Consider the following 22,331-nt stretch of genomic DNA (forward strand, 5'->3'; position numbering starts at 1 on the left):
ACGATCCGGACGCGCTGAAGGCGATGGTCCTGGCGCGCGACGTCGAGAACGCCCGCCTGATCCAGATCATCAAGGAATTGCAGCGTCACCGCTTCGGCCGTCGTGCCGAGACGCTGCCAGAAGACCAGCTGCTCCTGGGGCTTGAGGAAGCCGAGCAGATCGAGGCCGCCGGTGAGGAAGAGCAGGCACAGACCGCTCCTGGCGAACGTCAGGCGCGTGTCGCAAAGCGCCGAGCGAACCGGGGCGCGCTGCCACCCCATCTGCCGCGCGTGGAGATGGTCGTCGACATCGAGGATCAAGCCTGCCCGTGCTGCCGCAATGGTCTGCATCGCATCGGCGAGGACGTGAGCGAGCGGCTCGATATCGTGCCGGCGCAGCTGCGTGTGATCGTCGTGCGGCGGCCCAAATATGCCTGCCGTGCCTGCGAGGACGTGGTGATCCAAGCTCCCGCATCCGCCCGGCTGATCGAGGGCGGCCTTCCGACTGAGGCAACGGTCGCCCAGGTCCTGGTCTCAAAATATGCCGATCATCTGCCGCTCTATCGTCAGGCGCAGATCTACGCCCGGCAGGGTATCGCTCTCGATCGCTCCACGCTCGCCGACTGGGTCGGCCGCGCCGCCTGGCATCTGCGTCCGGTGCATGAGCGGCTGCTTGGCAGTCTGAAGGCGTCGCCGAAGCTCTTTGCTGACGAGACCACGGCGAGGTGCTCGATCGCGGCCGCGGCAAGACCAAGACTGGGCAGCTCTGGGCCTATGCCCGCGATGACCGACCATGGGAGGGGAGCGACCCGCCGGGCGTCGCCTATGTCTATGCACCCGACCGGAAGGCCGAGCGTCCGATCGCTCATCTCGCAGGCTTCACTGGAATCCTGCAGGTCGACGGCTATGGCGGCTATCGTGTGCTGGCCGACAAGAGCGGCGTGACGCTCGCCTTCTGCTGGGCGCACGTTCGCCGGCGGTTCTATGAATTGGCCGTGTCCGGACCGGCGCCGATCGCCGGCGAGGCGCTGAGACGGATCGCCGAGCTATACAGAATAGAGGACGATATCCGCGGCCGATCGGCCGATGAACGCCGTGCGATGCGTCAGGAAAATAGCCACGCTATTATCGCCGATCTCGAACCCTGGCTGCGTGAAAAGCTCGGCCTGATCAGTCAGAAGACGAAGCTCGCCGAGGCGATCCGCTATACGCTCTCGCGCTGGGAAGGCCTCTCGCGCTTCCTTGACGACGGCCGCATCGAGATCGACAGCAACACCGTCGAGCGCTCAATCCGCCCGATCGCGCTCAACCGCAAGAACGCGCTCTTCGCTGGCTCGGACGGCGGCGCCGAGCATTGGGCCGTCATTGCGTCGCTGATCGAAACGAAACTCAACAGTGTCGAGCCGCTCGGCTATCTCGCCAACGTCCTCACCAGGATCCTCAACGGCCATCCCAACAACCGGATCGACGACCTGCTGCCTTGGGCCTACATCCGGGCGGCCGAGCTAAAGGCCGTGGCCTGAGAACACCGCTTACGGTTGTGTGCTCGTTTTAGGTGTTTTGGCGATACTTTGTGCGCATCGTCGTTCCTGCTATCGGCTACGATAATATACGCCTCAATTCTCTTGCTACGATTCCACCTTTGGGCGTCGAGTTCCGGTGCGCCGCGCAGTCTTCGGCGCTCCGCGACGGGATAGTTTCGCAGCACTCGAATCGTCGTCGCGCGCTTTTCAATCGGACTGACGGAGCATCGTCACGGGCTGTCGAGCAAGGTCGGCCGTCTCATCGTCGACGCGGCCGCAGGCAGGATAATGTGCGGTCCGTTGTTCCTGGTTTGCATCAGGTCCTAATCCGGCCCACGGATCTCGTTGTTCAGATGGCGTCCGTCAGCGTGCGGGCGCCATGCGTTTGATCCGCCGTCGCACACTCATCGATGCGCTCCCAGAAGCTTGCGGTCCTTGACATGCGCGCGCTGCGCGGCGTCGCCCTGGCTCGCCGTCGCTTGGCCGACATGCAGGAGCGTTTGGCGATCTCCCGGTTCCAGATCTTGACCTTGTCCTTGCCCTCGAGCGGGTCATCAGTCTCGACGTCGCTTCGTAGAGCACGCGACGCATGTTCGCGTCGCCGGCCTTCGAGATGCGGCCCTGAACTCGAGGTGCCCGACTGCCAGCGAGCGCGGCGAAGTCAGCCCGAAGCAGGCCGCGAGGTCGCGCGAACGGCGGAAGCGCGATGGATCGTGGGTCTCCGTCATGAACGAAAGCGCCGCCACCGGGCCGACTGCGCGGATGGCCATGAAGCGCAGGCAAGGTTCGCTGCGCGCCCCCATTTTCACGGACGAGATCGTGCAGCCGGCAATACTCTCGCCATAGCACTGCGCGTGCCGACAGTATGGTGCCCATTAACTCGGCTGACAACGGATCGTCCGCCACTGCTTGGATCACCGCCTGCTCGAACGCACCGCGTCTGGCAATCAGTCTTCGGCCGTGTTCCGGGGGTCCTCGTCGATAGCGCCAAACAGCTGCGGCCGATCTGCAGCCGCCTTGATGATGGAAGCGTATCCCTAGCACGACTGCGGGTACGGCAAAACATGCCAGGCTTGACCTTACGTGCTAGTGGCTGGCCTGGCCATATCGACTGCGAAGACATGCCCGAAACAACCTGGCTGATCAAATGAAGGGGAGCCGACGTGTGGCAGCGGCGCCGCCGCAAGGATATTGGAACAAAGTTGGTGCCGGCAAGAGGGTGCCTGCACCGCCCAAAGCGCCACCGCGGCACCCCGGTGAATTGGGCCCGGGCAAGTGTCGCAAAGATTCTGACGACTGCAGCCCCCGACGGCTTTCTAATCGACAGGCTGGCTACAAGCCAAGATCCCCGAAAGCAGTATTGTGATATGTCGCTGCACTATTGGGTAAGCCACGCAGCTTTCGCAAATGGCAATTGGAGGTTTGGAAAACCTCAAAGATTACCAATATTTTTCGAGAATTGTGCCAAATCGAGGCCCAGCAGGACTTGCGCCAGTGCGGGGAAGATCTGGCCTGTGATTCTGCTGAGAAACTACCTTCGGCGCCCGCACCTCTCTCGTCTCGGTCGGCGTGGCGTCGCGTGGCGGTCGATCGGCACGATCTAACCCGTCTTTAAGAGTACGTGCCTGGTTCTATTGCAGTTTGTTACCGCGGAGTTTGCCAATTGTCGGGCTGTTCAGGGGCGAGAATGGTATCAGGAGCCCGTTTTCGCTCACCCCCTTGAATTCGGCACTCCCGCATGCGGCAGGAACCAGTTCGAAAGCATCGACATCCTAACCCGCGTCATCCAATCGATGGATGAAGCCCACCGTGGGCCGCGCTAGTTTGAACGGTTGCCGCATCGGCACTTTTGTGGGCCGGGGGATGTCTGGGGCACTATTCCGCAGGTGGTGAAGACCCGTGTAACAGGAGCAGAATATGCGAGCATGGCGGTGAGCATGGCTCACGACCTATAAACCAAGTTGGCGGGGATTTTAATACAAAGGGGACGAGCAATAACCGAGGGGAGGAACTATCGTGCGTACGATTATCATTCCTATACTAGTCGGACTGACTTGCGCATCTGGTTGCACCACAGCCCAAATTAATTCAACCACGAACGCATTTGTGCCGTTGATGAACCAGACGCTTTCCCAACCTCGGCGGGCACCTGTTTACCGTCGACCTGCCCCTTATCGTCCGCCGCCACCGCAGCGACCAGCGCCGGTCTTCCAAAACAGCCCAGATTGCCCATCAGGCGAGCATATGTCTAATGGACAGTGCATAGCAGAGAGCGCTCAATAGGACTTGGGGGTAGCCAGCTCAACTTTTGTAGCTTTCCGGGCAAGCCGAGAACGTTGAGGCGGTCTTCATGCCCGGAACCACTCGGTGACGCAATGGACCTTCCCGTCGACCTTCATCGGCTTGTGGATCATAAGCCGCTTCCGCAGGTGCTCCGGTGGACTTCGAAGAGCGTGGTCCTCACGGTGGGGCTGCAGCGGCTGCAATCGAATTCGTGTTTTGCGGATCGCCGCCGCCATATACCATCATCAGGCGGAACGGCAGTAGCGGACGTTGCCGCAGCTGCACTCAGCCTTCACAAGCATGTTGTGTCGGGTGCCGATCGAATCGTGCGCCATGAGAATAGAGTGCGCCATGAGAATAGAGATGGAACAAATTCCTCTCCGGTTGATATTGATCACAAACACGGCATGATACAGTTGATACTGCGCGCCGCAGCCAGAGATTTGTGTAGCTCCAGTCGGGATGTCACTGAAATTTCAAATCTGCCAATATAGCTCGAAGCCCTCGTGCGATAGCGGAATGGACATGGGTGCAGCTTTCGATCTGGATAGAGTGGCCAACGCGATGGCTGAAGCCGCGGTCGAGCCGTCGCGGTGGGATGCGGCGATGGACGTTGCTGCTGAGGCCACGGGAAGCTTTGGAGCGATGCTCTTCGATATGAGGAGCCATTTGCCCAGCATCCCGCGCAGTCGCAAAATGAGCCCATCTTTCGAAGCATACGTCCGGGATGGCTGGATTGACCGCGACGACCGCTATGACTTAGTGCCGCTGATGGTGCGCCGAGGGGTTGTCAGCGAACTTGACGTTCTGACGCCTGAGGACATGGCCAAGCGGCCGTATTATCAGGAATTTCTAACCCCCTTCGGTTTACGATGGTTTGCGGGCGTAAAGGTTGCAGCTGGCGATGACTTGTGGTGCCTATCAATTCAGCGGTCGATCCAGCAAGGGCCATTTTCGCCTTCCGAGATGCAGCGCCTTGCCGAGCTCTCAAAACTATTAGGTCCCGCGGCAGCCTTGGCTCGGATGCTCGGCCACGCACGGGCCGAAGGTGCAATGGATGCTTTTAGCGCAAGCGCCACGCCCGCAGTAATGCTTGATCGGAACGCGGCAGTGATTCTGGTCAATGAACCTGCCGGCAAAATGTTTGGTCAAGATCTTCTGCTCATTGGCCGCCATCTGGCTTCGTTCGACAGAAACGCCACGGATGCCCTCGACCGCGCCTTACACGCTCTATTGCGTAATCCGCACCCGGCAGCAATGATGCCGCCAATCTCATTGCCTCGACGGTATGGCAGACCCGTGCTGGCCTATCCGTTGCGCCTTCGAAAAATTACCTCGAACGCCTTTGGGTCCTGTCAGGCTGTCATAGTCTTCATTGATCCCGATATTTATATTCGACCGCCCGAGTTTGCGGTGCGGACCTGTTTTGGGCTGACCTCAGCCGAGGCAAGGCTGGCCTGCCGGATCTCATCGGGCGACGGATTGAAGACCGTAGCGGAACATTTGGGAATCTCCTTCGAAACCGCGAGGAACCAGCTCAAAGCCATATTCATGAAAACTGAGACTCATCGGCAGGCGGAGTTGGTCGCCTTACTTGCCAGATTGAACAGCATCTCGACATTATGAGCACCCACACGGGCGCCATTTGGGATTGATCGAAGGCGACAGTTGCGTTCGCACAAAATGGCTTATCGCGAGGCAGGTGACCCAAACGGGTCGAGAGCTCCGCGCGCGCCGCCTTTTACTGATGACTAAGCCATATGTCGATGCGATAGCGGTCCGAGCCTTGCATCGGCAACATGCCGTCTGGTCGTGTTCCGATTCCCAAAGGACGAAGGGTCGAACCCAATTCCTCCAACGCCGCTCCGATTCTCCGATCACCGGCATTCGTCGCGGAATAACCGATGGCCTTGGGCACTAGCGTGCATTGCGGCGTGGTGTCCCTGTCGAACTGTTCAATCCTGCCGGGAATGAGCCGCAACGACTCGAAAACATAATCGTTGATCGACCTGCGCAACGACTCCGCGTCGACCGGGGCTCCGCTGCAAACATTGATATAGACCCAGCCGATCGGGCGCGGGTCTCCGGGAATTGTACGATAAGTGATCTTGCGGCCGCTGACGTCCGGCGGCTCCGGGTGCGCAACAGCTCGCTTCGGCTGGACGGCGGGAGTGGCAGCGGGAGCCACAGGAGGATTTGAGGGAGGACGATATCCGGCGATCAGGTTTCGCGCAGCTGCCGTCGACACCAAGCTTTGGTGGGCTGAGCCCACGATTGAGAAAAGCCGACAGATGCTGCCTTCGGACGAGTGGTCAAAGCCGACACAGCCCGAGCGCGAGGAGCAAAGGGAACGGCATGCTTGCAAGGGCGCGACGACCTTCGCGCTTACGGTCCCGTCCAGGGCAGTCACTGGATAGTCGAAGAGTTCTGCCGTGGCCTGGGCGCTCGCCAGTTGAATTCCAGCCAAGATAACGAGAGCTGTCGAAGACGCGCCGACCGCTACAAGCAGGCGCCCGAGGAATCCGCAGCGAAAAAGGCTCGCAAACATGTTTCCCCCCGCTGTATCTCTGGTGATCTCGACCTGAGTAGGCGAGAACTCTGTGTCTTGATGTCAATAACGATAAGATCACGGCGCATAAAAGCGGCCGCCCGTTCGGGCTATGGCGCTCTGGCGCCATAGAACGGCCAGAACCTCATGGCTGACCGCAGTTTTTCAGGTTACCCCTCTTTTCTTTTGCCCCGGCGGTCCCCACGGCGTCCGACAAGTTGGCGCGGCGCGCACAGTAGTCCTCCAGCGTTTACTTTTCCAGCCCCAAATGGGGGATGCCGCAAGGCAAAATCGGAGCCAAAATAGACCCAGCTGCGACTAAGCAAGGAAATCTGAGTGCGATCCCGTTCCGGTTAAAGCAAGTGTGAAGAAATCTACTTGAGGGCTCGTTGACATAGCGTTTCCTTTCCGTCGAATATCCTGGCCGGGATGCCGCATGGTTAACGGTCAATACGTGTGGCAGGGGAACAGACTATGGCTGGGGGGGGCAACGCCCACTTCATTCGTTCAACACAGGCACGCACCGGCGACGTATTGGCTGTTGCGGGGACTCCCCTATGGCGTGACTGCGAAACGACTTTTGCCCGCATTGACGAACTGTGCGGGGAAAATGCGTCGAGGCTGTTGCCCGAGCCGATCGTCAAGGAACGGAAGGGCTGTGCCCGTCTGGTCGTTGTTGCGTGGTATGGCAGCTTCGACCAGGAGCCGAAGCGGTTCGACGAAGGAATGCGGTCCCGGGTCGAGTCGAACTTGGCCGAGCGGATTGCGGCCCTTCGTCCGGCGCAAGCCGACCAGGAAATCGGCGAGACCGTCCGAGCTATGTTCAAGGTGGCGGACGAAAACTCCATCTTCGCCGTCGGCCAGGACCCTGCCCTCACGAATTGGGGGATGTTGCCGGAGGAAGCCAGCTCCTCTTGCGCGGGGTTCGCGCGGCACAGCGAGAAGACGATAGACCGATACCTTCCGAGCGGCATATCGCCCGGGGTACCAGGTCAGGTGTGGGCGGTAGTCGGAGGGTTCAAGATGGCCGGCCAAACTCCACCGCGACGCGTCATTGCACCCGAGGCCGCCAGTTTGTCCCTGGGGATGGAGGTCGCGGCTTCGTCAAGGCCCAGGCGTTCCTGGCTTTGGCCGCTTGGGGCGCTTTCGCTGGTGTTCGCCGCCTGCCTGGTCTACGTGGCCTGGCTCTGGCCAACTCACCTTCTCTATCCGGAAGTGCTTCCGCCCCAGCCGATGGCTCCCGTCGTGGACAGCGCGGAAGTCAACCGGCTTGTCGAAGAGCAGATCGGCAGAATGAAAGCCGAGCTTGCGAAGGCCGCATGCGATGCAGACCCCGCTGTTTTTGGCCCTCCGCTCCAGGAAGCCGGGAAGAAAGCCGACAGCGACGCGTCGGTACCGCCCCAATGAGCCAGTTCGTCACAACGACTACGCTCAGCCAGATGCGGTCCCTCGGATCGACGGCGGAGCGCTCGGTCCACCGGCTTCAGGCGGTGCTGGGCCGGGAATTCCCCGCCGGGATCGGTCTTGAGCTCGCCGAGCCCGTGCCGCGCACGGACGGCTCCGGGATCGACTGGTACACCGAGCGCGACGAGCCTCTCGTCCGCCTGACGGATTTTCCGCCCGAAACGTCTGCCGTCTACAAGACGCGGCTCTACCAAGCCGTCCAGGCAGTTCTCAGGGCGGCGGCCGCGCACGAAGCCCGCTCCGACCCGGCGGCCAAGTCGACGGCGACTGCGCTGCGCAACGCAGTGACGTTCCCCGGAGACGAGAACGTCTGGGTCTCCGGCGGTTCGGACGGCAGCGACGGAATGCTCGTGGTCACGGCGTGGGGTTACGAAAAGCACGACGCCGTAACGAGCGGCAAGGGAGAGATAATCGACGTCAGTGACCGCCAGCTGTCGAGTGTGGCGCGTCAGACGGAGCAGTCCGCGCGACGGGTGGCCGGGACTTCCGCCGGGGCCTTTTGGTGGCGGTGGGTCGTCGGCAGCCTCGTCTGGCTCGTCCCCCTAGTGCTTGCGGGGGCGACCGCATGGCTGCTGATTCCGGCCTGCGGCCTGATCCTACCGTTCGGGACCGTCGCCTTCGGAAAGGGCGAAGGCGCCTACTGCGCCCTGGCAGCGCCGCTGCCGCCCCTGGACCAGGCCAGCCTGCGGACGCAGCAACTCATCACGGAAGCAGCAGCGGTCGAGGTCCAACTGCGGCGGCACCTGACTTCGTGCGCTCCACCCGTTCCAGAACCAAAGCCCGAGCTTGATCCAGTGAAGGAAGCGGACATACGCGTCATAGAGGCGAACGGGGAGCAAGGCTACACCCAGGTAACGCTCATCTGGAATAACCGGACAGACTTGGACCTCTTCGTAAAATGCCCAGGCGGCGAAATGGTGCCTCTATCTGGAACTTTGGCATGCGGTGGCAAGCACGACATCGACACGAACCTCAATGGGGAGAGGACCGATCCTGTCGAACACATATCGTGGGCGAGCAAGCCTCCGCCCGGACACTACGAGGTTTACGTGAGGATGTACAACAAGCACGGAGATCCGGCCCCGCGGACCGAATTCGACGTCATCCTCAAACTCAAAAAGGGCAAATCAGCGGAACCACCCATCCACGGCGTGCTGACTGAAACATCCCCCGAAGCGACGCAACTGAAAGTCACGGAGTTCGATGTCCCATGACTGCGGCAAGTCGGCCCCACTGGCAGGATTACTCAAATGCTGACCAACCTCGCCGATTTCAGCGACGGCTTTACGCCGGTGCCGGACAGCGGAATCCCATTGGTCGAGTTGGGGATCGACGCGTCTTTGCTTGCGAAGTGCCGAACGACGGCTCGGCCAAGGGGGCGGGCGCAATGTCGAAGCGAGCTTCCATCCCAAAATCGATCGAACGACACGCATGCCTCAACCACCGATCTGGATGCGCGGCCCTATTGCAAGGGGCAAGGCAAGGAGACCAAGCTGTGGTTCATCGGCTGATGGAGAACCGCCATGGCCTGCTGGTCGACCCCTGCCTGACCGATACCTTCCGAGCGGCATATCGCCCGGGGTACCAGGTCAGGTGTGGGCTGTAAGTCGGAGGGTTCAAGATGGCCGGCCAAACTCCACCGCGACGCGTCATTGCACCCGAGGCCGCCAGTTTGTCCCTGGGGATGGAGGTCGCGGCTTCGTCAAGGCCCAGGCGTTCCTGGCTTTGGCCGCTTGGGGCGCTTTCGCTGGTGTTCGCCGCCTGCCTGGTCTACGTGGCCTGGCTCTGGCCAACTCACCTTCTCTATCCGGAAGTGCTTCCGCCCCAGCCGATGGCTCCCGTCGTGGACAGCGCGGAAGTCAACCGGCTTGTCGAAGAGCAGATCGGCAGAATGAAAGCCGAGCTTGCGAAGGCCGCATGCGATGCAGACCCCGCTGTTTTTGGCCCTCCGCTCCAGGAAGCCGGGAAGAAAGCCGACAGCGACGCGTCGGTACCGCCCCAATGAGCCAGTTCGTCACAACGACTACGCTCAGCCAGATGCGGTCCCTCGGATCGACGGCGGAGCGCTCGGTCCACCGGCTTCAGGCGGTGCTGGGCCGGGAATTCCCCGCCGGGATCGGTCTTGAGCTCGCCGAGCCCGTGCCGCGCACGGACGGCTCCGGGATCGACTGGTACACCGAGCGCGACGAGCCTCTCGTCCGCCTGACGGATTTTCCGCCCGAAACGTCTGCCGTCTACAAGACGCGGCTCTACCAAGCCGTCCAGGCAGTTCTCAGGGCGGCGGCCGCGCACGAAGCCCGCTCCGACCCGGCGGCCAAGTCGACGGCGACTGCGCTGCGCAACGCAGTGACGTTCCCCGGAGACGAGAACGTCTGGGTCTCCGGCGGTTCGGACGGCAGCGACGGAATGCTCGTGGTCACGGCGTGGGGTTACGAAAAGCACGACGCCGTAACGAGCGGCAAGGGAGAGATAATCGACGTCAGTGACCGCCAGCTGTCGAGTGTGGCGCGTCAGACGGAGCAGTCCGCGCGACGGGTGGCCGGGACTTCCGCCGGGGCCTTTTGGTGGCGGTGGGTCGTCGGCAGCCTCGTCTGGCTCGTCCCCCTAGTGCTTGCGGGGGCGACCGCATGGCTGCTGATTCCGGCCTGCGGCCTGATCCTACCGTTCGGGACCGTCGCCTTCGGAAAGGGCGAAGGCGCCTACTGCGCCCTGGCAGCGCCGCTGCCGCCCCTGGACCAGGCCAGCCTGCGGACGCAGCAACTCATCACGGAAGCAGCAGCGGTCGAGGTCCAACTGCGGCGGCACCTGACTTCGTGCATTCCCAAGCCGGCGCAGACGAAGGAGTCGAAGGCTATGGACAAGAGCCTAGGAGAGGGGCACACCGGAAAGCTGCAGGTGACATTGTCATGGCAAACCCTGGACGACCTTGACCTTATTGCCTCCTGCCCAGGAGGAATTCTTGGCGGCAACAAAGGCGCCACGGGTCCTGGGATCTGTGGCGATGGCGTAAGAGACCGCGATTCAAACAGGAATCTGAAGAAAAACATAAGTTCTGAACCCGTCGAGAACATCGTGTGGCAAGACGACATTCCACAGGGCACTTACGACTTCACTGTAAATCCATGGTCTACAAAGATTAAAAACAGGGATATTAGTATCCATTTTGATCTTAGGTTTCGCCTTGATGGAAAAGAGACAATTTGTCATGATACTGTGACGCGAGGAGCCGCAAAAGGAGATGGAGTCATTGGGACAGCGAAACACCTAACTTGGAATTACAGCGATACTCTGCCTAATTGCAATTTTGAAACAAACGAAATTACCATGTGTGTTACAGATTGCAAGCAATAGACACTGATATGACGTTGCCCCGCTTGACGCGGATTTATGGAGATCGTCTGAAGAGGCAGTGCAAAGGATGCAGGAAACACGGATGCTGGCGAATGTTGTCAACTTGAGCAAAGGGGCCGCTCTGGTTCCCAGCTCGACCAGATGCGCTTCGGGTTGGAGACGGGACAGAGGCTGCGGCCCGCATCGGTCGGGTGGCGCAGGCTGGGCCGAAGAGGGCGAAGGACCATGTGCTTGAGAAAACAACCGGGTGGCGGCCTCGATACGCCAGACAAAAAATCTGCTGTTGAAAGCCACGGGGTTAGACACGCCATGACAGCGCCTGCCCCGGCAAAGCCCGATGAGGCGACCGCATGCTGACCAACCTCGCCGATTTCAGCGACGGCTTTACGCTGGTTCCGGACAGCGGCATCCAATTCGTCGAGTTCGGGTTCGACGTCGACGCGACTCCGCGCCTGTCGAGGTCGTTCATCGAACGGCTGTCGCCGGGCGAAACGGGTTCGGATGGAAAGACGTTGGTCCGCCTGCTTCCGAACTGGAACGACGACGATCCCGAATCGGACGAGCAGCCCTACCCCCCCAAAGGAGACGACATAGAGTACCCTATCTCGAGTGCGAAGGCGCTGGAGACCTTTTTGGACTGTTGGGTCCCGATGCCGTTCTTCAAGATTGAACCTGGAAAGGACGCGCTGGGCAACGAAATATACGCGCAGGGCCCGACCGACTGGGTCCGTGTAAGGGTGACCGAAACCAGGAAGGCCTACGGAGACCGGAAGGGAACGCATAGGGCGATCTTCGCGTTCGACAGTTCGCTCGCCCCCCGGAAGCCGAACCGCGCCTATCTGGCGCCCAGTCCGGAAGACGCGATGAGGACGGAGTCTTTTCGGTTCGTCAGCCAGATTCCGGACATCATCTCATTCCTGTCCCACAAGGTCGAACTTCCCGGGCAAGGCCCTGTGGACGCGCAGAAGTGGCTGGACGACTGGGTGAAGGACATTTTCTATGCGATCAAGAAGCTCCAGAGGAGAGGGCGGGAGCTTCGGCCAGAGGACTTCGAGGGTAAACAGTTCGAGCATCTCGCCCGGTACATGACCTTCGTCCAGTTTCTCGCCAGCGCGATCAAGCCGATTCGCGTCACCCTCATCGATACGGTGAGCGAAAACAGAAACGTTCAGCCGGTCGACGTGGACCTCGTGCTGGACATCGGAAACTCGCGGGCATGCGGACTTCTGATCCAGTCGTTTCCGGACGACGTGAACGTTGACCTCAACAACTCCGTTGTCCTGGAGCTACGGGACCTTTCGAAGCCCGAGCTCGTTTATCGCGATCCGTTCGAGAGCCAGTGCGAGCTGATAGCCGGGGAATTCGGCCCGGAGGACATCGCAAGGCGGTCTGGCCGGCCCCGGGCGTTCTTCTGGCCAAGCCTGCTGCGCATTGGCCCCGAAGCCTCGCGCCTGCGCGGCGAGTCGGAAGGCACCGAGGCCGCGACCGGGCTTTCTTCGCCAAAGCGGTATCTGTGGAGTTCCGATCCTGTTCTGCAGGAGTGGAAGTTCCGTTCGAATTCGCCAGAGCCGCCGATCGAGCGCTCAATGTACCGTTTCGTAAACGACAGGGGCGACGTTATCGAACAGATCGAGCAAGACAGGCGCGATTTCAAGTTGAGGGTCAGGGAGAGCGAGATGCAGACGGCGAGCCGCTTCTGCTTCTCGAGGTCGTCCTTCTTCACGTTCATGCTCGTCGAGATCATCGCGCAGGCGATTTCCATGATGAACAATCCCGGCGCGCGTCGCGAAAGAAGACTCAAGGACTCTCCCCGCCGCCTCCGCAGGATCATCATCACGATCCCGTCCGCTACTCCGGTCCAGGAGCAGCGCATCCTCCGGTCGCGCGCGGAAGCCGCAGTCAAGCTGCTATGGTCCCTGTCAGAATGGGGCAGCGGCGGCATCAACAGCGAGCGTCCGAAAATTCACTGCTCGTGGGACGAGGCGAGTTCGGTTCATCTCGTCTATCTGTATGGCGAGGCGGTGCACAAGCTGGGCGGCTCCATCAGGACGTTGTTCGATGTGCTTGGCAAGGACAGGGACAGGCCATCGACACTTCCACCGCCAAAATCCAAGGGGAAGCCGGAGCGCTCTCTGCGCATCGCCAGCGTCGACGTGGGCGGCGGCACAAGCGACCTCATGGTTACGACCTATTACCAGACCGACAACGTTGCGATCTTTCCCGACCAGAACTTCAGAGAGGGCTTCCGCATCGCGGGTGACGACCTCCTCAAGGCAGTGATCGAGCGAGTCGTGATCCCGAAGCTCGAGCAAGGGCTCGCCCAGGCAGGCCTGCCAAATGCGCGGAACTATCTAAAAGCCCGCTTCGCGGGAGACAATCCGAACATGTCCGAGCAGGAAAAACACCTGCGCCGACAATTCGTGCTTCAGGTCCTTCAGCCAATCGCAATCGGGCTCCTTTCTGAATGCGAAGCAATGCCGCCGACAAGCCGCAAGACGGAAATCCGCAAGGCCGGCAGCTTCTTCGAGATGGGGGGCTGGACGATGGAGTCCGGAGGCGACATTCCCGTGGCCGCGCGCATACTCGGCTATCTCAAGGAAAACATGGGTGCGCTCGGAGCCGGCGACTTCAATATCGCTGACTGCGATATCGCGATAGACCCTCTGGCGGTCGAGGAGTGCGTCCTGTCGATATTCGACGGCGCGTTCGACAACATCGCGGAAGCGATCAACCATCTGGACGTGGACGTGGTGCTGCTGACCGGGCGGCCGATGCGCCTGCCGCAGATGATAAACCTGTTCGTGAACAAGATGTCCGTCCGCGCCGACTGCGTCATTCCGATCAAGGACTATCGCGTCGGCACGTGGTATCCCTTCCGGGGCCTCAGCAACACGCACATCAACGATCCGAAGACAACCGCGGTCGTGGGAGCGATGCTGTGCGCGCTCTCCGAACGGCAGCTCACCGACTTCACGCTCTATTCCAAGTACCTCAGGATGAAGTCGACCGCCCGCTACATCGGGCGGCTCCAGGGGAACGCGACGCTACCGGACGAAAGGCTGCTTTTCTCGGAGGTCGACCTCGATGCCGCAACTGCCTCTGCAGACGAGGCAGAGTTCGATTATCACAGCCCGACTCGCCTCGGTTTCAGGCAACTTCCGCTGGAGCGCTGGGTGGCAACGCCACTCTACAAGCTGACGACCGCTCAGATGCATTCGTCGAGAAGCATAAACAATCCAGTCCGCGTCACTATCGGGCGCAACGTGCAGGTTCCGGAAGGGGACGAGACGGGCGAGATCGCCCTTCTGTCAAGCGAGGCGACGCGCGAGGAATTCGTGATCCAGGACGCGGAAGACGCCGATGGCATTCCGGTCAAGCGTTTGATGGAGCTGAAGCTGGACACGCTAGCGGTCGAGACAGGTGACGGTTACTGGCTCGACACGGGAATAATCTCTATCCAGTGAAACGGCGGTTTAAGCATGCGTAAGGAATTGAAGAAAGCCTGTGACACCGCGCTGAAATCGGCGCAGGATGGGCTTGCGTGGATCGGAACCGCTGCGAACTCGGATCGGGTTGGCAGCACGCGCGGAGGAGCCGAGCAGCAGCTCAGAAAGACGATCGTCTCCACCCGAAAGGCGATGGCGGCGATCGACCGCCCGATGTGCGTCGGGGTGTTCGGCCCGAGCCAGGCCGGCAAGTCCTATCTCGTGTCGGTCCTGGCCCGCCATGGAAGCGCGCCCTTGATGGCCCGCTTTGGCGATCTCGGTCGGGAGGTCGACTTCATCCGGGAGATCAATCCGGGTGGGGATCGGGAGTCCACCGGGCTTGTCACCCGTTTCTCGGTTCGCGAAGAGCCGAGCCCTCCGGGCGCGCCGGTCGTCCTGCGAATGCTCAGCGAAGCCGACGCCGCCAAAATTCTCGGCAACAGTTTCTTCCTTGATGGCGACGCGAAAAAGCGTGCGCCGCTCTCGCCAGATGCCGTCGTATCCGCATTGGAAGAAGCCCGCGGCCGGGCCGCTTCGAAAGCGCCAGCCGGAGGCATGACCGAAGAGGACGTATGGGACATCCAGGAATATTTCGAAAAGCAGTTCGCTGGAATGCCGAACATCGAGACGCTCGGCGCGTACTGGGAAGAGGCGGCAACACTTGCGCCGCGGCTTTCCGTTGCCGGGCGGGCCGACCTCTTTTCCGTGCTATGGGGCGGGGTTCAGGCGTTCAGCGACATCTACCTCGAACTCGCCGAAGCGCTCGAGAAGCTCGGGTTCCCCAACGAGGCCTACTGCCCGATCGAGGCGATCGTTCCGAGGGACCGCAGCATCATCGACGTCGAAACACTGCTCGGTCTCGGAAAACCTGGCCAGGAAGAACTGCTCATCCAGCCGATGAAGGGTTCCGCAATTTCGCTTCCGAAGCCGGTCATTACCGCCTTGGCCGCTGAACTCCGCATCGCGATTTCTGAACAGCCATGGCCGTTTTTCGAACACACGGACCTCCTCGACTTCCCCGGCGCGCGGAGCCGCCAGAAGGTGGAGATCGAGTCTTTCCTCGAGCTTAACCCGCACGGGCTTAAAGACCTTTTCGTCAGAGGCAAGGTGGCCTTCCTGTTTGACCGATACGTGGCCGAGCAGGAACTCTCCAGCATGCTGCTCTGCATCAAAGACTCGAACCAGGACGTCGCCACGCTCCCTGACATGATCGACGACTGGATCCAGACTTCGCATGGCGCGACTCCGGCAGAGCGGGCCAACGCCGAGACTGCGCTGTTCCTGGTGCTGACTATGTTCGACAAGCACTTCAACGAAAGAGCAGGGGATGAAGGGCAGAGTCTGGCGGATCGTTTCGGCGCGCGGTTGGGATCTTCGCTGACGCGTTTTTTCGGCAAGGCCCACAAGTGGCCGTCCGAGTGGACACCAAAGAGGCCGTTCAACAACACGTTCTGGCTCCGGAACCCGAATTTCAAGGCCGAGTTCCTGATCAAGTACAAGGGCAGTGACGAGGTCGCAATTTTGCCGGACAAGGTGGCGAAAGTGGCCGCCCTGCGCGAAGCCTATCTCGAAGTCGATGAAGTCAATCAGCACTTCCGTGAACCGGCCAGGGCTTTCGACGAGGCTCTGAAACTAAACGACGGTGGCGTAAGCTATCTGGCGGAGAACCTTGCGGCAATCTGCCGTCCCGAGATTAAATATGGGCAAATCCGCGGCCGCGTTGGCATCATTGTCAATGAAATCCGGCGCGTTCTGGCGCCATATTTCGTCGACAGCGACATCAATACGCGCCTTGCCGAGCGCCGGGAGGTAACAGACCGGATTCTTGGGGGCCTGACCGAAGCATGGGAGCGGGACCAGTTCGGCCTCGCGATGAAGTTGCTGCAGATTTCGCAAAGCGGAATTTCCGAACATCTTCACATCGATTACGGCAACCGTCTCAAGCGCCAGAACGCGCCGGAGGAAGGCACCCAATCGGACCCCACCTCGAGAAGGCGTACAGGGCCCCGACAACCTCCTCATCTGCCTGGGAGAACGAAGGTGGCCACTGCCGCGGTGTCCTCGCAGTCTGTTTCGCAGAAAGCGCCCGCGCGCGAAGCCTATCTCGCCCGCTCCGCGATGAGGCATTGGGTGGACGGGCTTTCTGCTCTTGCGAGAAACGACAGCGCATTGCTCGCCATTGGCCTTGGCCAGGAATTGGCAAGCGAGCTGATCGCGGAGCTGACTGCCGCAGCGCGCCGCTCTGGGGTCGAAGAGAGCATAGCCGAGGACCTTGCCAAGCTCTCGGGAGCTCTCGAGAATCCTGCCATCCTGCTCGAGAAGGCAGGGTTCCTGGCGACGAGCCGCATAAACCGTTTCGTCAGCACGCTCGGTTTCGAGGCGGTGCCCGAGGACAAGCGGCCATCGGCTCCTGACGGCCAAGACGGTGAGGTCAAGGTGTTTGCCCGCCGCCCGAACGTTTCCAACTGCGACGGGATTGGCAAGGAGCGTCGGAACTTTTCCTACCTTGCCCTCTCGGAATGGATGTACGCCTTCAACCAACTGGTCACCGACAATGTCCTTTCAGGCGAAGGGGTCACAGTCAACGTCGGGGAGAACGAACGCTTGAGGGCTATCCTGGAGGCGCTCGATGCGTCGGCGACGCAGCCTGCCGGGTTGGCTGGGGCGGTTCGATGACGGAGGTTAAGATCGACGTCACAGAGGACGAAGAGCGCCTCTTCTGGCATGCCCTGGTAAAATTTCCGCAGCAATTGGGCAGCTCTCCGCAGTTGCGCCTGACGATAACACGCAAGACCTCCGACACTCCGTATCTTGGCGATGCCGGATGGCAGGCGAGCCCGGCGACCATAGAAGCCGTGGTCGTCAGCCGTTCCGCGAACTCGGCCACGGTGGCTGTTTCGCCCGAGGTCTGCGACAACATTAGGGTGGACACCAAAGTTAGGATCGAAGTCGACGGCCATGACGTATGGGGCAACGCCTTCTGGCCGCCGATCACCCCTCGCCCGGGTAATTGGGGCGCAGGGCTGACCCCCCCTCCGAAATTCACGCCTATCAAGAAGCCCTCCGACGATGTCATAGAAAAGATCGTCGACCCGCCCCAGGAGGAGGAAGAGAAGCCGAAGGACCGAACTCCGCCTGTGCAACTGCCAAAGAAGAGGCGGCGGTACCTATACCTTCTGATCCCGTTGGTGTTGCTGTCGGCGGTCGGAGGATACTGGATAATACCTAAGCCCGAGCCTTTGATCGTGAAGTTCGAGAGGCTGAAGCGGACGGACAGTAGCGGTGCTGAACTGTTCGCCCTGAGCGGCGAGGCATACCAAAAAGGCAACGCAGCGATCGGCTTGCAGGCGATCAATCTTGCGATGGAAAGGGGCAATAAGGACGCAAAGCTCGAAGTCGCGCGCTGGTACGATCCGGGTTCCTTCAATCCCGCCAAAGCAGATCGGCCAGACGCAAACAAGGCTGCGAGGACCTATTTCGAGCTGACGATAGAGGGTCAAACGGGGGCCAAGGAACTGCTTCGTTCCCTCTGCGCGAAAAGCGCGAGTTCTCCTCAAGGTCCCGGTTTTGACGGGTTCTTGGTGAACACTTATTGCGAAGGGACTTTAGAATAATGACAAATGACAAGGCCTGGCAACCCGCCGCCTGTGGAATCTTCGGAGGAATGGAAGCATGCGGAAGAGCAACCTAGAGAAGTATCTTGCTTTATGTGCCCTGCCCCTCCGTATTTCTGTGGCGGCCGCGGCAATGCTCCTTTGCACCGCCGTGTCGGCGGGCGCGCAGGATGCTGCCGCGCCCGTCGAGCTTTTTAACTATCCGGGTACTGTGCTGAACGGGATCACCAGCGCCCAGGTTCCCATGAAACTGGAAGCATGTCGGCAACTCTGCGAAGGCCGTTCCGGGTGCCAAGGTTTTGACCACTCTGAAAAGAACGAATGCCGCCTGTTTACGAGCGTAGTTGGTTGCCGTTCGGGGAGTGGCTCGACCTCGGAGACGCGCAGCCTTGTACCGAATTGCCCCGGTCCGACAAATCCTCCACTCGCAGTCAGGCTGGCGAAGCTCAGGGAAACGGACACGGATGGTCATGAACTCTTCGCCCTGAGCCAGGAGGCGTTCAAACGTGGAGATCGGAGCGTCGGCATGGAGGCTATCAATCTTGCCACGCAGAGAGGCAACCAGGATGCGAAACTCGAAATGGCGCGCTGGTACGATCCAAGGACGTTTGCGCCGGATCGCGTCGACGGAATCGATGCCAACAAAGCCGCGCGTTCCTATTTCGAACTTGCGCTCGAGGGCAATCCGAAAGCCAACAGCCTCCTGAACTCACTCTGTCTCGAATCCAGCGATTCCGGCTCGAACCACGCCAACGCATACGAAAACTTCCTTCGCACCACCTACTGCGAAGGGTCGATCAATCCCTGACCAGGCCGCGTTTTCATCGGGGGTTTGGGCTTAGGGGAAGGCGAGTATGCAGCAGAGGTGTCATCGGTTTAGCGCGTTCGCGGCAAGGATCGCGTCGGCCGCGCTGCTGCTGTCCCTTTTGCTAGCGATGCCCGAAATTGTGCCCAGAGTATCTGCACAGGAGCCCGGGGAATTTCTCGACTATCCAGAGACTGCATTGAAAGGGACCACCAGCGCGGGGTTCGAGAGACCTCTGGATGACTGCCGGAAAATCTGTCTAGAACGTTCGGGCTGCGTTGGATTTGATCACTCCTCTGCAACTAACATCTGCCGCCTGTTCGAAGGAATTGGCTCCGCTCAGTCAGATCCGCTTTCGACTGCCGGCACGCGCCAACGGATTCCGGGATACCCCGATCCCGTCAACTCCGAGTCCTGGTACTACGCGTCTTTCAGTGGCATTGATCTCTGGGGCCAAGATATCGTGCCGAAAGGCTTGGCTGCATCCAATGCCGAAAGATGCTCGGTAATGTGTGACGGCCATGCCTCCTGCCGTGCATTCACCTACAACCAAGAAGCGAACCGCTGCTTTCTGAAGTCGGGCTACGATTTCGTGCAGTCTTACTCGGGCGGAACTTCGGGCCTCTATTTCAAGGCAAAGCCTTCGCAGCCCGCCTTGACCCTGAGCACCGAATGGGAACTCTTCATGAACAGCGATTTTCTAGGCAATGACCTAAATGACTGGCCGGCGCGTTCGTACCAGGAATGCATGCAGCAGTGCGGGTCGGACAGCCAATGCGGCGGATTTACATATGTCACGAGGCCCAATCGCTGCTACCTGAAAAGCGGTACATACCTCTCTCCCGTCAGGAGCTCCAAAACGAGGACATCCGCGCGAAAGTCTGAACGGACGGTTTATCCTGACTTTGTCCGCCCCGTCTCTCCGAGGGACTGAAGATGCCGCCGCGGATCGCACCTGTTCTTGCTGTCGCCTGTGCCATCTTGGGTGGCATCATAGCAGAAGCTCTCTCGAGTCCATTGCGGGCGGAACCGATGTCGGAAGCTAAAATTCAAGAGACCAATTTGCACCGGATGATCGAAGACGCCAGATTGCGTCAGATGATCGGTCAGATGGTGCTGGTTGGCTTCGTCGGCAGCGACCCGGATGCCGAGGGCTACAGGAGGGTCGTCAGACAAGCCGAAGACGGAACAATAACGGGAGTCATCTATCTGGGGCGCAATATAGGTAGTCTTAAGGGAGTGCGGCAACTGAACGAAGGCTTGCAGCGAGTCGCCGCAGCCCCACTGCTCATTGCGGTCGACCAGGAGGGTGGCCGCATCCAGAGGCTCACGAGCGCCGTCGGATTCAAGGAGACCCCCAGCGAGGCAGCGGTCGCAAAGACCATGACTCCAGACGCAGCCAACCTTGTTTACCTAGACCTCGCGTCAGGTCTCTCCAATTTGGGTTTCAACCTCAACCTAGCCCCGGTGGTCGACGTCAATCTCAATGCTGCTAATCCCATTATTGGAAAGCTCGGACGAAGTTTTTCCGCGGATCCGTATAAGGTCGAGGCCTACTCGAGGGCTTTCGTGCAAGCGCATCGGGCGAAGGGGGTTCTGACCGCGCTGAAGCACTTTCCGGGACACGGTTCCAGCAACAAGGACACTCACAAGGGCATGGCAGACGTCACCGGGACATGGAGCACGGAGGAGCTTCTTCCTTACGAAGCCCTGATCGGATCGGGCGACGTCGACATGATCATGTCCGCGCATGTCATAAACGACAGGCTGTCCGGTTCGAGCAACGTTCCGTCTTCTCTTTCCCGCGCGACGTTGACGGGGCTCCTGAGAAAAGCCTTGCACTTCTCAGGAGTGATCATCAGTGACGACATGCAGATGCAGGGCATCACCGACCGCCTCAGCTTTGAAGACTCAGTGCGGCAAGCCGTTCTAGCAGGGAATGACATCCTGATATTCGCCAACGACAAACATCCTGACCCTTCGATCCCCGAAAAGATAGCTGATCTCTTGTCTGAGGAAGCTCGCGAAGATCCGGAAATGCTTGAACGAATACGAGAATCTTACGGCAACGTCATGCGCTTGAAAAGGAAGCTTGCGCCGGCTGTTGCCAAGGAAACAATCACTGTGAGAGAACGTTAGCGCGTGGGACGATGCTGGCGCGAGCCTCTGGGGCAAGGAAAATGAAGCATGTCGGCTGATGGCTCTAGGTACAGAGTCGTAGAACTTCTAACGGCATTGCTTAGCACAGTAGCGGCTGCCGTTGTTCAATCGGTTGCAGTCTGGCCAGCGAACGCCCAATCGACCGAGGTACTCTTCGACTATCCACAGACTTTCCTGAACGGGATCGGCACCGCACAGGTCAGTGTCCCGATGGAATCCTGCAGGAATCTCTGCTCCACCCGTTCCGGCTGCGCCGGCTTCAGCTACTCGTCGGCCGCATCACTTTGCAGCCTGTTCTCGAGTGTCGACGGCGCGGGCGAAAACAGGCTATACACTGCCGGCACCCGCAGCCTCATCATCGGCTACCATCCACCAACCAATCCGCCTGCTGCTGCGGCTCAACCGCCAAAGGTTAACGGTCTTAACGTGCCGGTTCCGAAGCTACACGAGAATGCGAAAAGCACGCGGAAAAAAGGCGTTCGCAAATCCAAGCCGGCCGCCGCCCACCGCGTTGTGCCGCAGCAGCAAGAACCGGTAAAGAAGCAAGGGGGGCGGTTTAAAATGTGCAAGACTGTGAGAGGCGTTTTCCAAGTGCCGGCGGGCGAGTTTTGCTCGCCAGGGATGTGAATTCGGGTGCTCGCTGGTTGCGGGAACGTCAGCGCAGGCGCGAGCCGCGGCTTGGGTAGGGAGAATACGTGTCGGCTGACGGCTCAAAGGCGCCAGCGAAGCCGAGCTAGATACCGCCGGCACAGTCTGATCACCGGCTACTCTCCGTCGGCCGGTCCGCCTGTCGCGGCTCAATTGCCGGGATGAATGCCTGATGCGCTCCGAACCTCTCTAGAAGAAGTCAAGGAAGGGCACAAAGTGAAAAGGATCGAGTTGCTTCTTACCATTCTAGTCTCGATTGTTGTCATTCCTTGGCTCGGGCATCCTGACGTTGGTAATTTAGAGTGGGTTGCTCCGTTAGCTCTGCTCGTGGTTTTCGTTGGCATACGCGCCTACGACACAGGTACCGACGAATGGCAAACGCGTTTTCGGGTAACCCGGCTCGTCCATAAGTGGCGGATCGCGCTTCTGTTCTGGCTAGCAATTGCCTGTTTGGTGGGAAGCCTCTGGCTGA

Annotated in this window: 13 protein-coding genes and 3 pseudogenes; 14 read left to right on the forward strand and 2 right to left on the reverse strand. The window is 60.1% G+C overall.

Going from position 1 to position 22,331, the window contains the following annotated elements:
• A pseudogene (tnpC, locus tag NKH89_RS30665) lies at positions 1 to 1,501 on the forward strand (IS66 family transposase); the annotation flags it as partial.
• A gap of 404 nt (positions 1,502 to 1,905) precedes the next feature.
• Here the strand turns inward: tnpC and NKH89_RS30670 are convergent.
• Positions 1,906 to 2,440, reverse strand: a pseudogene (locus NKH89_RS30670) (transposase); the annotation flags it as partial.
• A 1,869-nt stretch (positions 2,441 to 4,309) separates the two neighbouring features.
• Here NKH89_RS30670 and NKH89_RS30675 point away from each other — a divergent pair.
• Positions 4,310 to 5,410 (forward strand): helix-turn-helix transcriptional regulator, encoded by a 1,101-nt coding sequence (locus NKH89_RS30675; RefSeq protein ID WP_352548547.1) that lies wholly within the window; start codon positions 4,310 to 4,312, stop codon positions 5,408 to 5,410.
• 115 nt (positions 5,411 to 5,525) lie between these two features.
• Here the strand turns inward: NKH89_RS30675 and NKH89_RS30680 are convergent, their stop codons facing one another.
• Positions 5,526 to 6,332, reverse strand: coding sequence for a hypothetical protein (locus NKH89_RS30680; protein WP_352483899.1), 807 nt, complete (start codon positions 6,330 to 6,332; stop codon positions 5,526 to 5,528).
• A 474-nt stretch (positions 6,333 to 6,806) separates the two neighbouring features.
• On the opposite strand from NKH89_RS30680, the gene NKH89_RS30685 reads away from it, so the two are divergent.
• The 12 genes and pseudogenes from NKH89_RS30685 to NKH89_RS30740 all read left to right on the forward strand — a co-directional run bounded on the left by NKH89_RS30685 (position 6,807) and on the right by NKH89_RS30740 (position 21,838).
• Entirely contained in the window at positions 6,807 to 7,739 is a 933-nt protein-coding gene (locus tag NKH89_RS30685; RefSeq protein ID WP_352483900.1) for a hypothetical protein, read from the forward strand.
• Complete coding sequence (locus tag NKH89_RS30690; RefSeq protein ID WP_352483901.1) at positions 7,736 to 9,010, forward strand: hypothetical protein; 1,275 nt, start codon at positions 7,736 to 7,738, stop codon at positions 9,008 to 9,010. Before NKH89_RS30685 ends, NKH89_RS30690 begins: the two co-directional genes overlap by 4 nt.
• Positions 9,011 to 9,170: 160 nt before the next feature.
• Positions 9,171 to 9,348 (forward strand): annotated as a pseudogene (locus tag NKH89_RS30695) (IS5/IS1182 family transposase); the annotation flags it as partial.
• A 69-nt stretch (positions 9,349 to 9,417) separates the two neighbouring features.
• On the forward strand, positions 9,418 to 9,801 hold the full coding sequence (locus NKH89_RS30700) for a hypothetical protein (protein ID WP_352483902.1): 384 nt from the start codon (positions 9,418 to 9,420) through the stop codon (positions 9,799 to 9,801).
• Entirely contained in the window at positions 9,798 to 11,147 is a 1,350-nt protein-coding gene (locus NKH89_RS30705; RefSeq protein ID WP_352548550.1) for a hypothetical protein, read from the forward strand. Before NKH89_RS30700 ends, NKH89_RS30705 begins: the two co-directional genes overlap by 4 nt.
• 350 nt (positions 11,148 to 11,497) lie before the next feature.
• Positions 11,498 to 14,611, forward strand: a complete 3,114-nt coding sequence (locus NKH89_RS30710; RefSeq protein WP_352911008.1) for a virulence factor SrfB — start codon at positions 11,498 to 11,500, stop codon at positions 14,609 to 14,611.
• A 15-nt stretch (positions 14,612 to 14,626) separates the two neighbouring features.
• Complete coding sequence (locus tag NKH89_RS30715) at positions 14,627 to 17,308, forward strand: virulence factor SrfC family protein (protein ID WP_352548552.1); 2,682 nt, start codon at positions 14,627 to 14,629, stop codon at positions 17,306 to 17,308.
• Positions 17,305 to 18,246, forward strand: coding sequence for a hypothetical protein (locus NKH89_RS30720; RefSeq protein ID WP_352483906.1), 942 nt, complete (start codon positions 17,305 to 17,307; stop codon positions 18,244 to 18,246). The genes NKH89_RS30715 and NKH89_RS30720 overlap by 4 nt, the downstream gene beginning before the upstream one ends.
• A gap of 58 nt (positions 18,247 to 18,304) precedes the next feature.
• Positions 18,305 to 19,054 (forward strand): PAN domain-containing protein, encoded by a 750-nt coding sequence (locus tag NKH89_RS30725; protein WP_352483907.1) that lies wholly within the window; start codon positions 18,305 to 18,307, stop codon positions 19,052 to 19,054.
• A 127-nt stretch (positions 19,055 to 19,181) separates the two neighbouring features.
• Positions 19,182 to 19,985, forward strand: a complete 804-nt coding sequence (locus NKH89_RS30730; RefSeq protein ID WP_352483944.1) for a PAN/Apple domain-containing protein — start codon at positions 19,182 to 19,184, stop codon at positions 19,983 to 19,985.
• A gap of 2 nt (positions 19,986 to 19,987) precedes the next feature.
• Complete coding sequence (locus tag NKH89_RS30735) at positions 19,988 to 21,190, forward strand: glycoside hydrolase family 3 N-terminal domain-containing protein (protein ID WP_352911011.1); 1,203 nt, start codon at positions 19,988 to 19,990, stop codon at positions 21,188 to 21,190.
• Positions 21,191 to 21,238: 48 nt separating this feature from the next.
• A complete protein-coding gene (locus tag NKH89_RS30740) occupies positions 21,239 to 21,838 on the forward strand; it encodes a PAN domain-containing protein (protein ID WP_352548556.1) in 600 nt (199 codons plus the stop codon).
• The last annotated feature ends 493 nt before the right edge of the window (positions 21,839 to 22,331 follow it).

The organism is Mesorhizobium sp. M0923, from assembly GCF_040319365.1.
Classification (GTDB): Bacteria; Pseudomonadota; Alphaproteobacteria; order Rhizobiales; family Rhizobiaceae; genus Mesorhizobium.

Excerpts from the sequence above, each read along its gene's own strand:
- NKH89_RS30675 (WP_352548547.1), top strand. The coding sequence starts at position 4,310 with ATGGGTGCAGCTTTCGATCTGGATAGAGTGGCCAACGCGATGGCTGAA.
- NKH89_RS30680 (WP_352483899.1), bottom strand. The coding sequence starts at position 6,332 with ATGTTTGCGAGCCTTTTTCGCTGCGGATTCCTCGGGCGCCTGCTTGTA.
- NKH89_RS30685 (WP_352483900.1), top strand. The coding sequence starts at position 6,807 with ATGGCTGGGGGGGGCAACGCCCACTTCATTCGTTCAACACAGGCACGC.
- NKH89_RS30690 (WP_352483901.1), top strand. The coding sequence starts at position 7,736 with ATGAGCCAGTTCGTCACAACGACTACGCTCAGCCAGATGCGGTCCCTC.
- NKH89_RS30700 (WP_352483902.1), top strand. The coding sequence starts at position 9,418 with ATGGCCGGCCAAACTCCACCGCGACGCGTCATTGCACCCGAGGCCGCC.
- NKH89_RS30705 (WP_352548550.1), top strand. The coding sequence starts at position 9,798 with ATGAGCCAGTTCGTCACAACGACTACGCTCAGCCAGATGCGGTCCCTC.
- NKH89_RS30710 (WP_352911008.1), top strand. The coding sequence starts at position 11,498 with ATGCTGACCAACCTCGCCGATTTCAGCGACGGCTTTACGCTGGTTCCG.
- NKH89_RS30715 (WP_352548552.1), top strand. The coding sequence starts at position 14,627 with ATGCGTAAGGAATTGAAGAAAGCCTGTGACACCGCGCTGAAATCGGCG.
- NKH89_RS30720 (WP_352483906.1), top strand. The coding sequence starts at position 17,305 with ATGACGGAGGTTAAGATCGACGTCACAGAGGACGAAGAGCGCCTCTTC.
- NKH89_RS30725 (WP_352483907.1), top strand. The coding sequence starts at position 18,305 with ATGCGGAAGAGCAACCTAGAGAAGTATCTTGCTTTATGTGCCCTGCCC.
- NKH89_RS30730 (WP_352483944.1), top strand. The coding sequence starts at position 19,182 with ATGCCCGAAATTGTGCCCAGAGTATCTGCACAGGAGCCCGGGGAATTT.
- NKH89_RS30735 (WP_352911011.1), top strand. The coding sequence starts at position 19,988 with ATGCCGCCGCGGATCGCACCTGTTCTTGCTGTCGCCTGTGCCATCTTG.
- NKH89_RS30740 (WP_352548556.1), top strand. The coding sequence starts at position 21,239 with ATGTCGGCTGATGGCTCTAGGTACAGAGTCGTAGAACTTCTAACGGCA.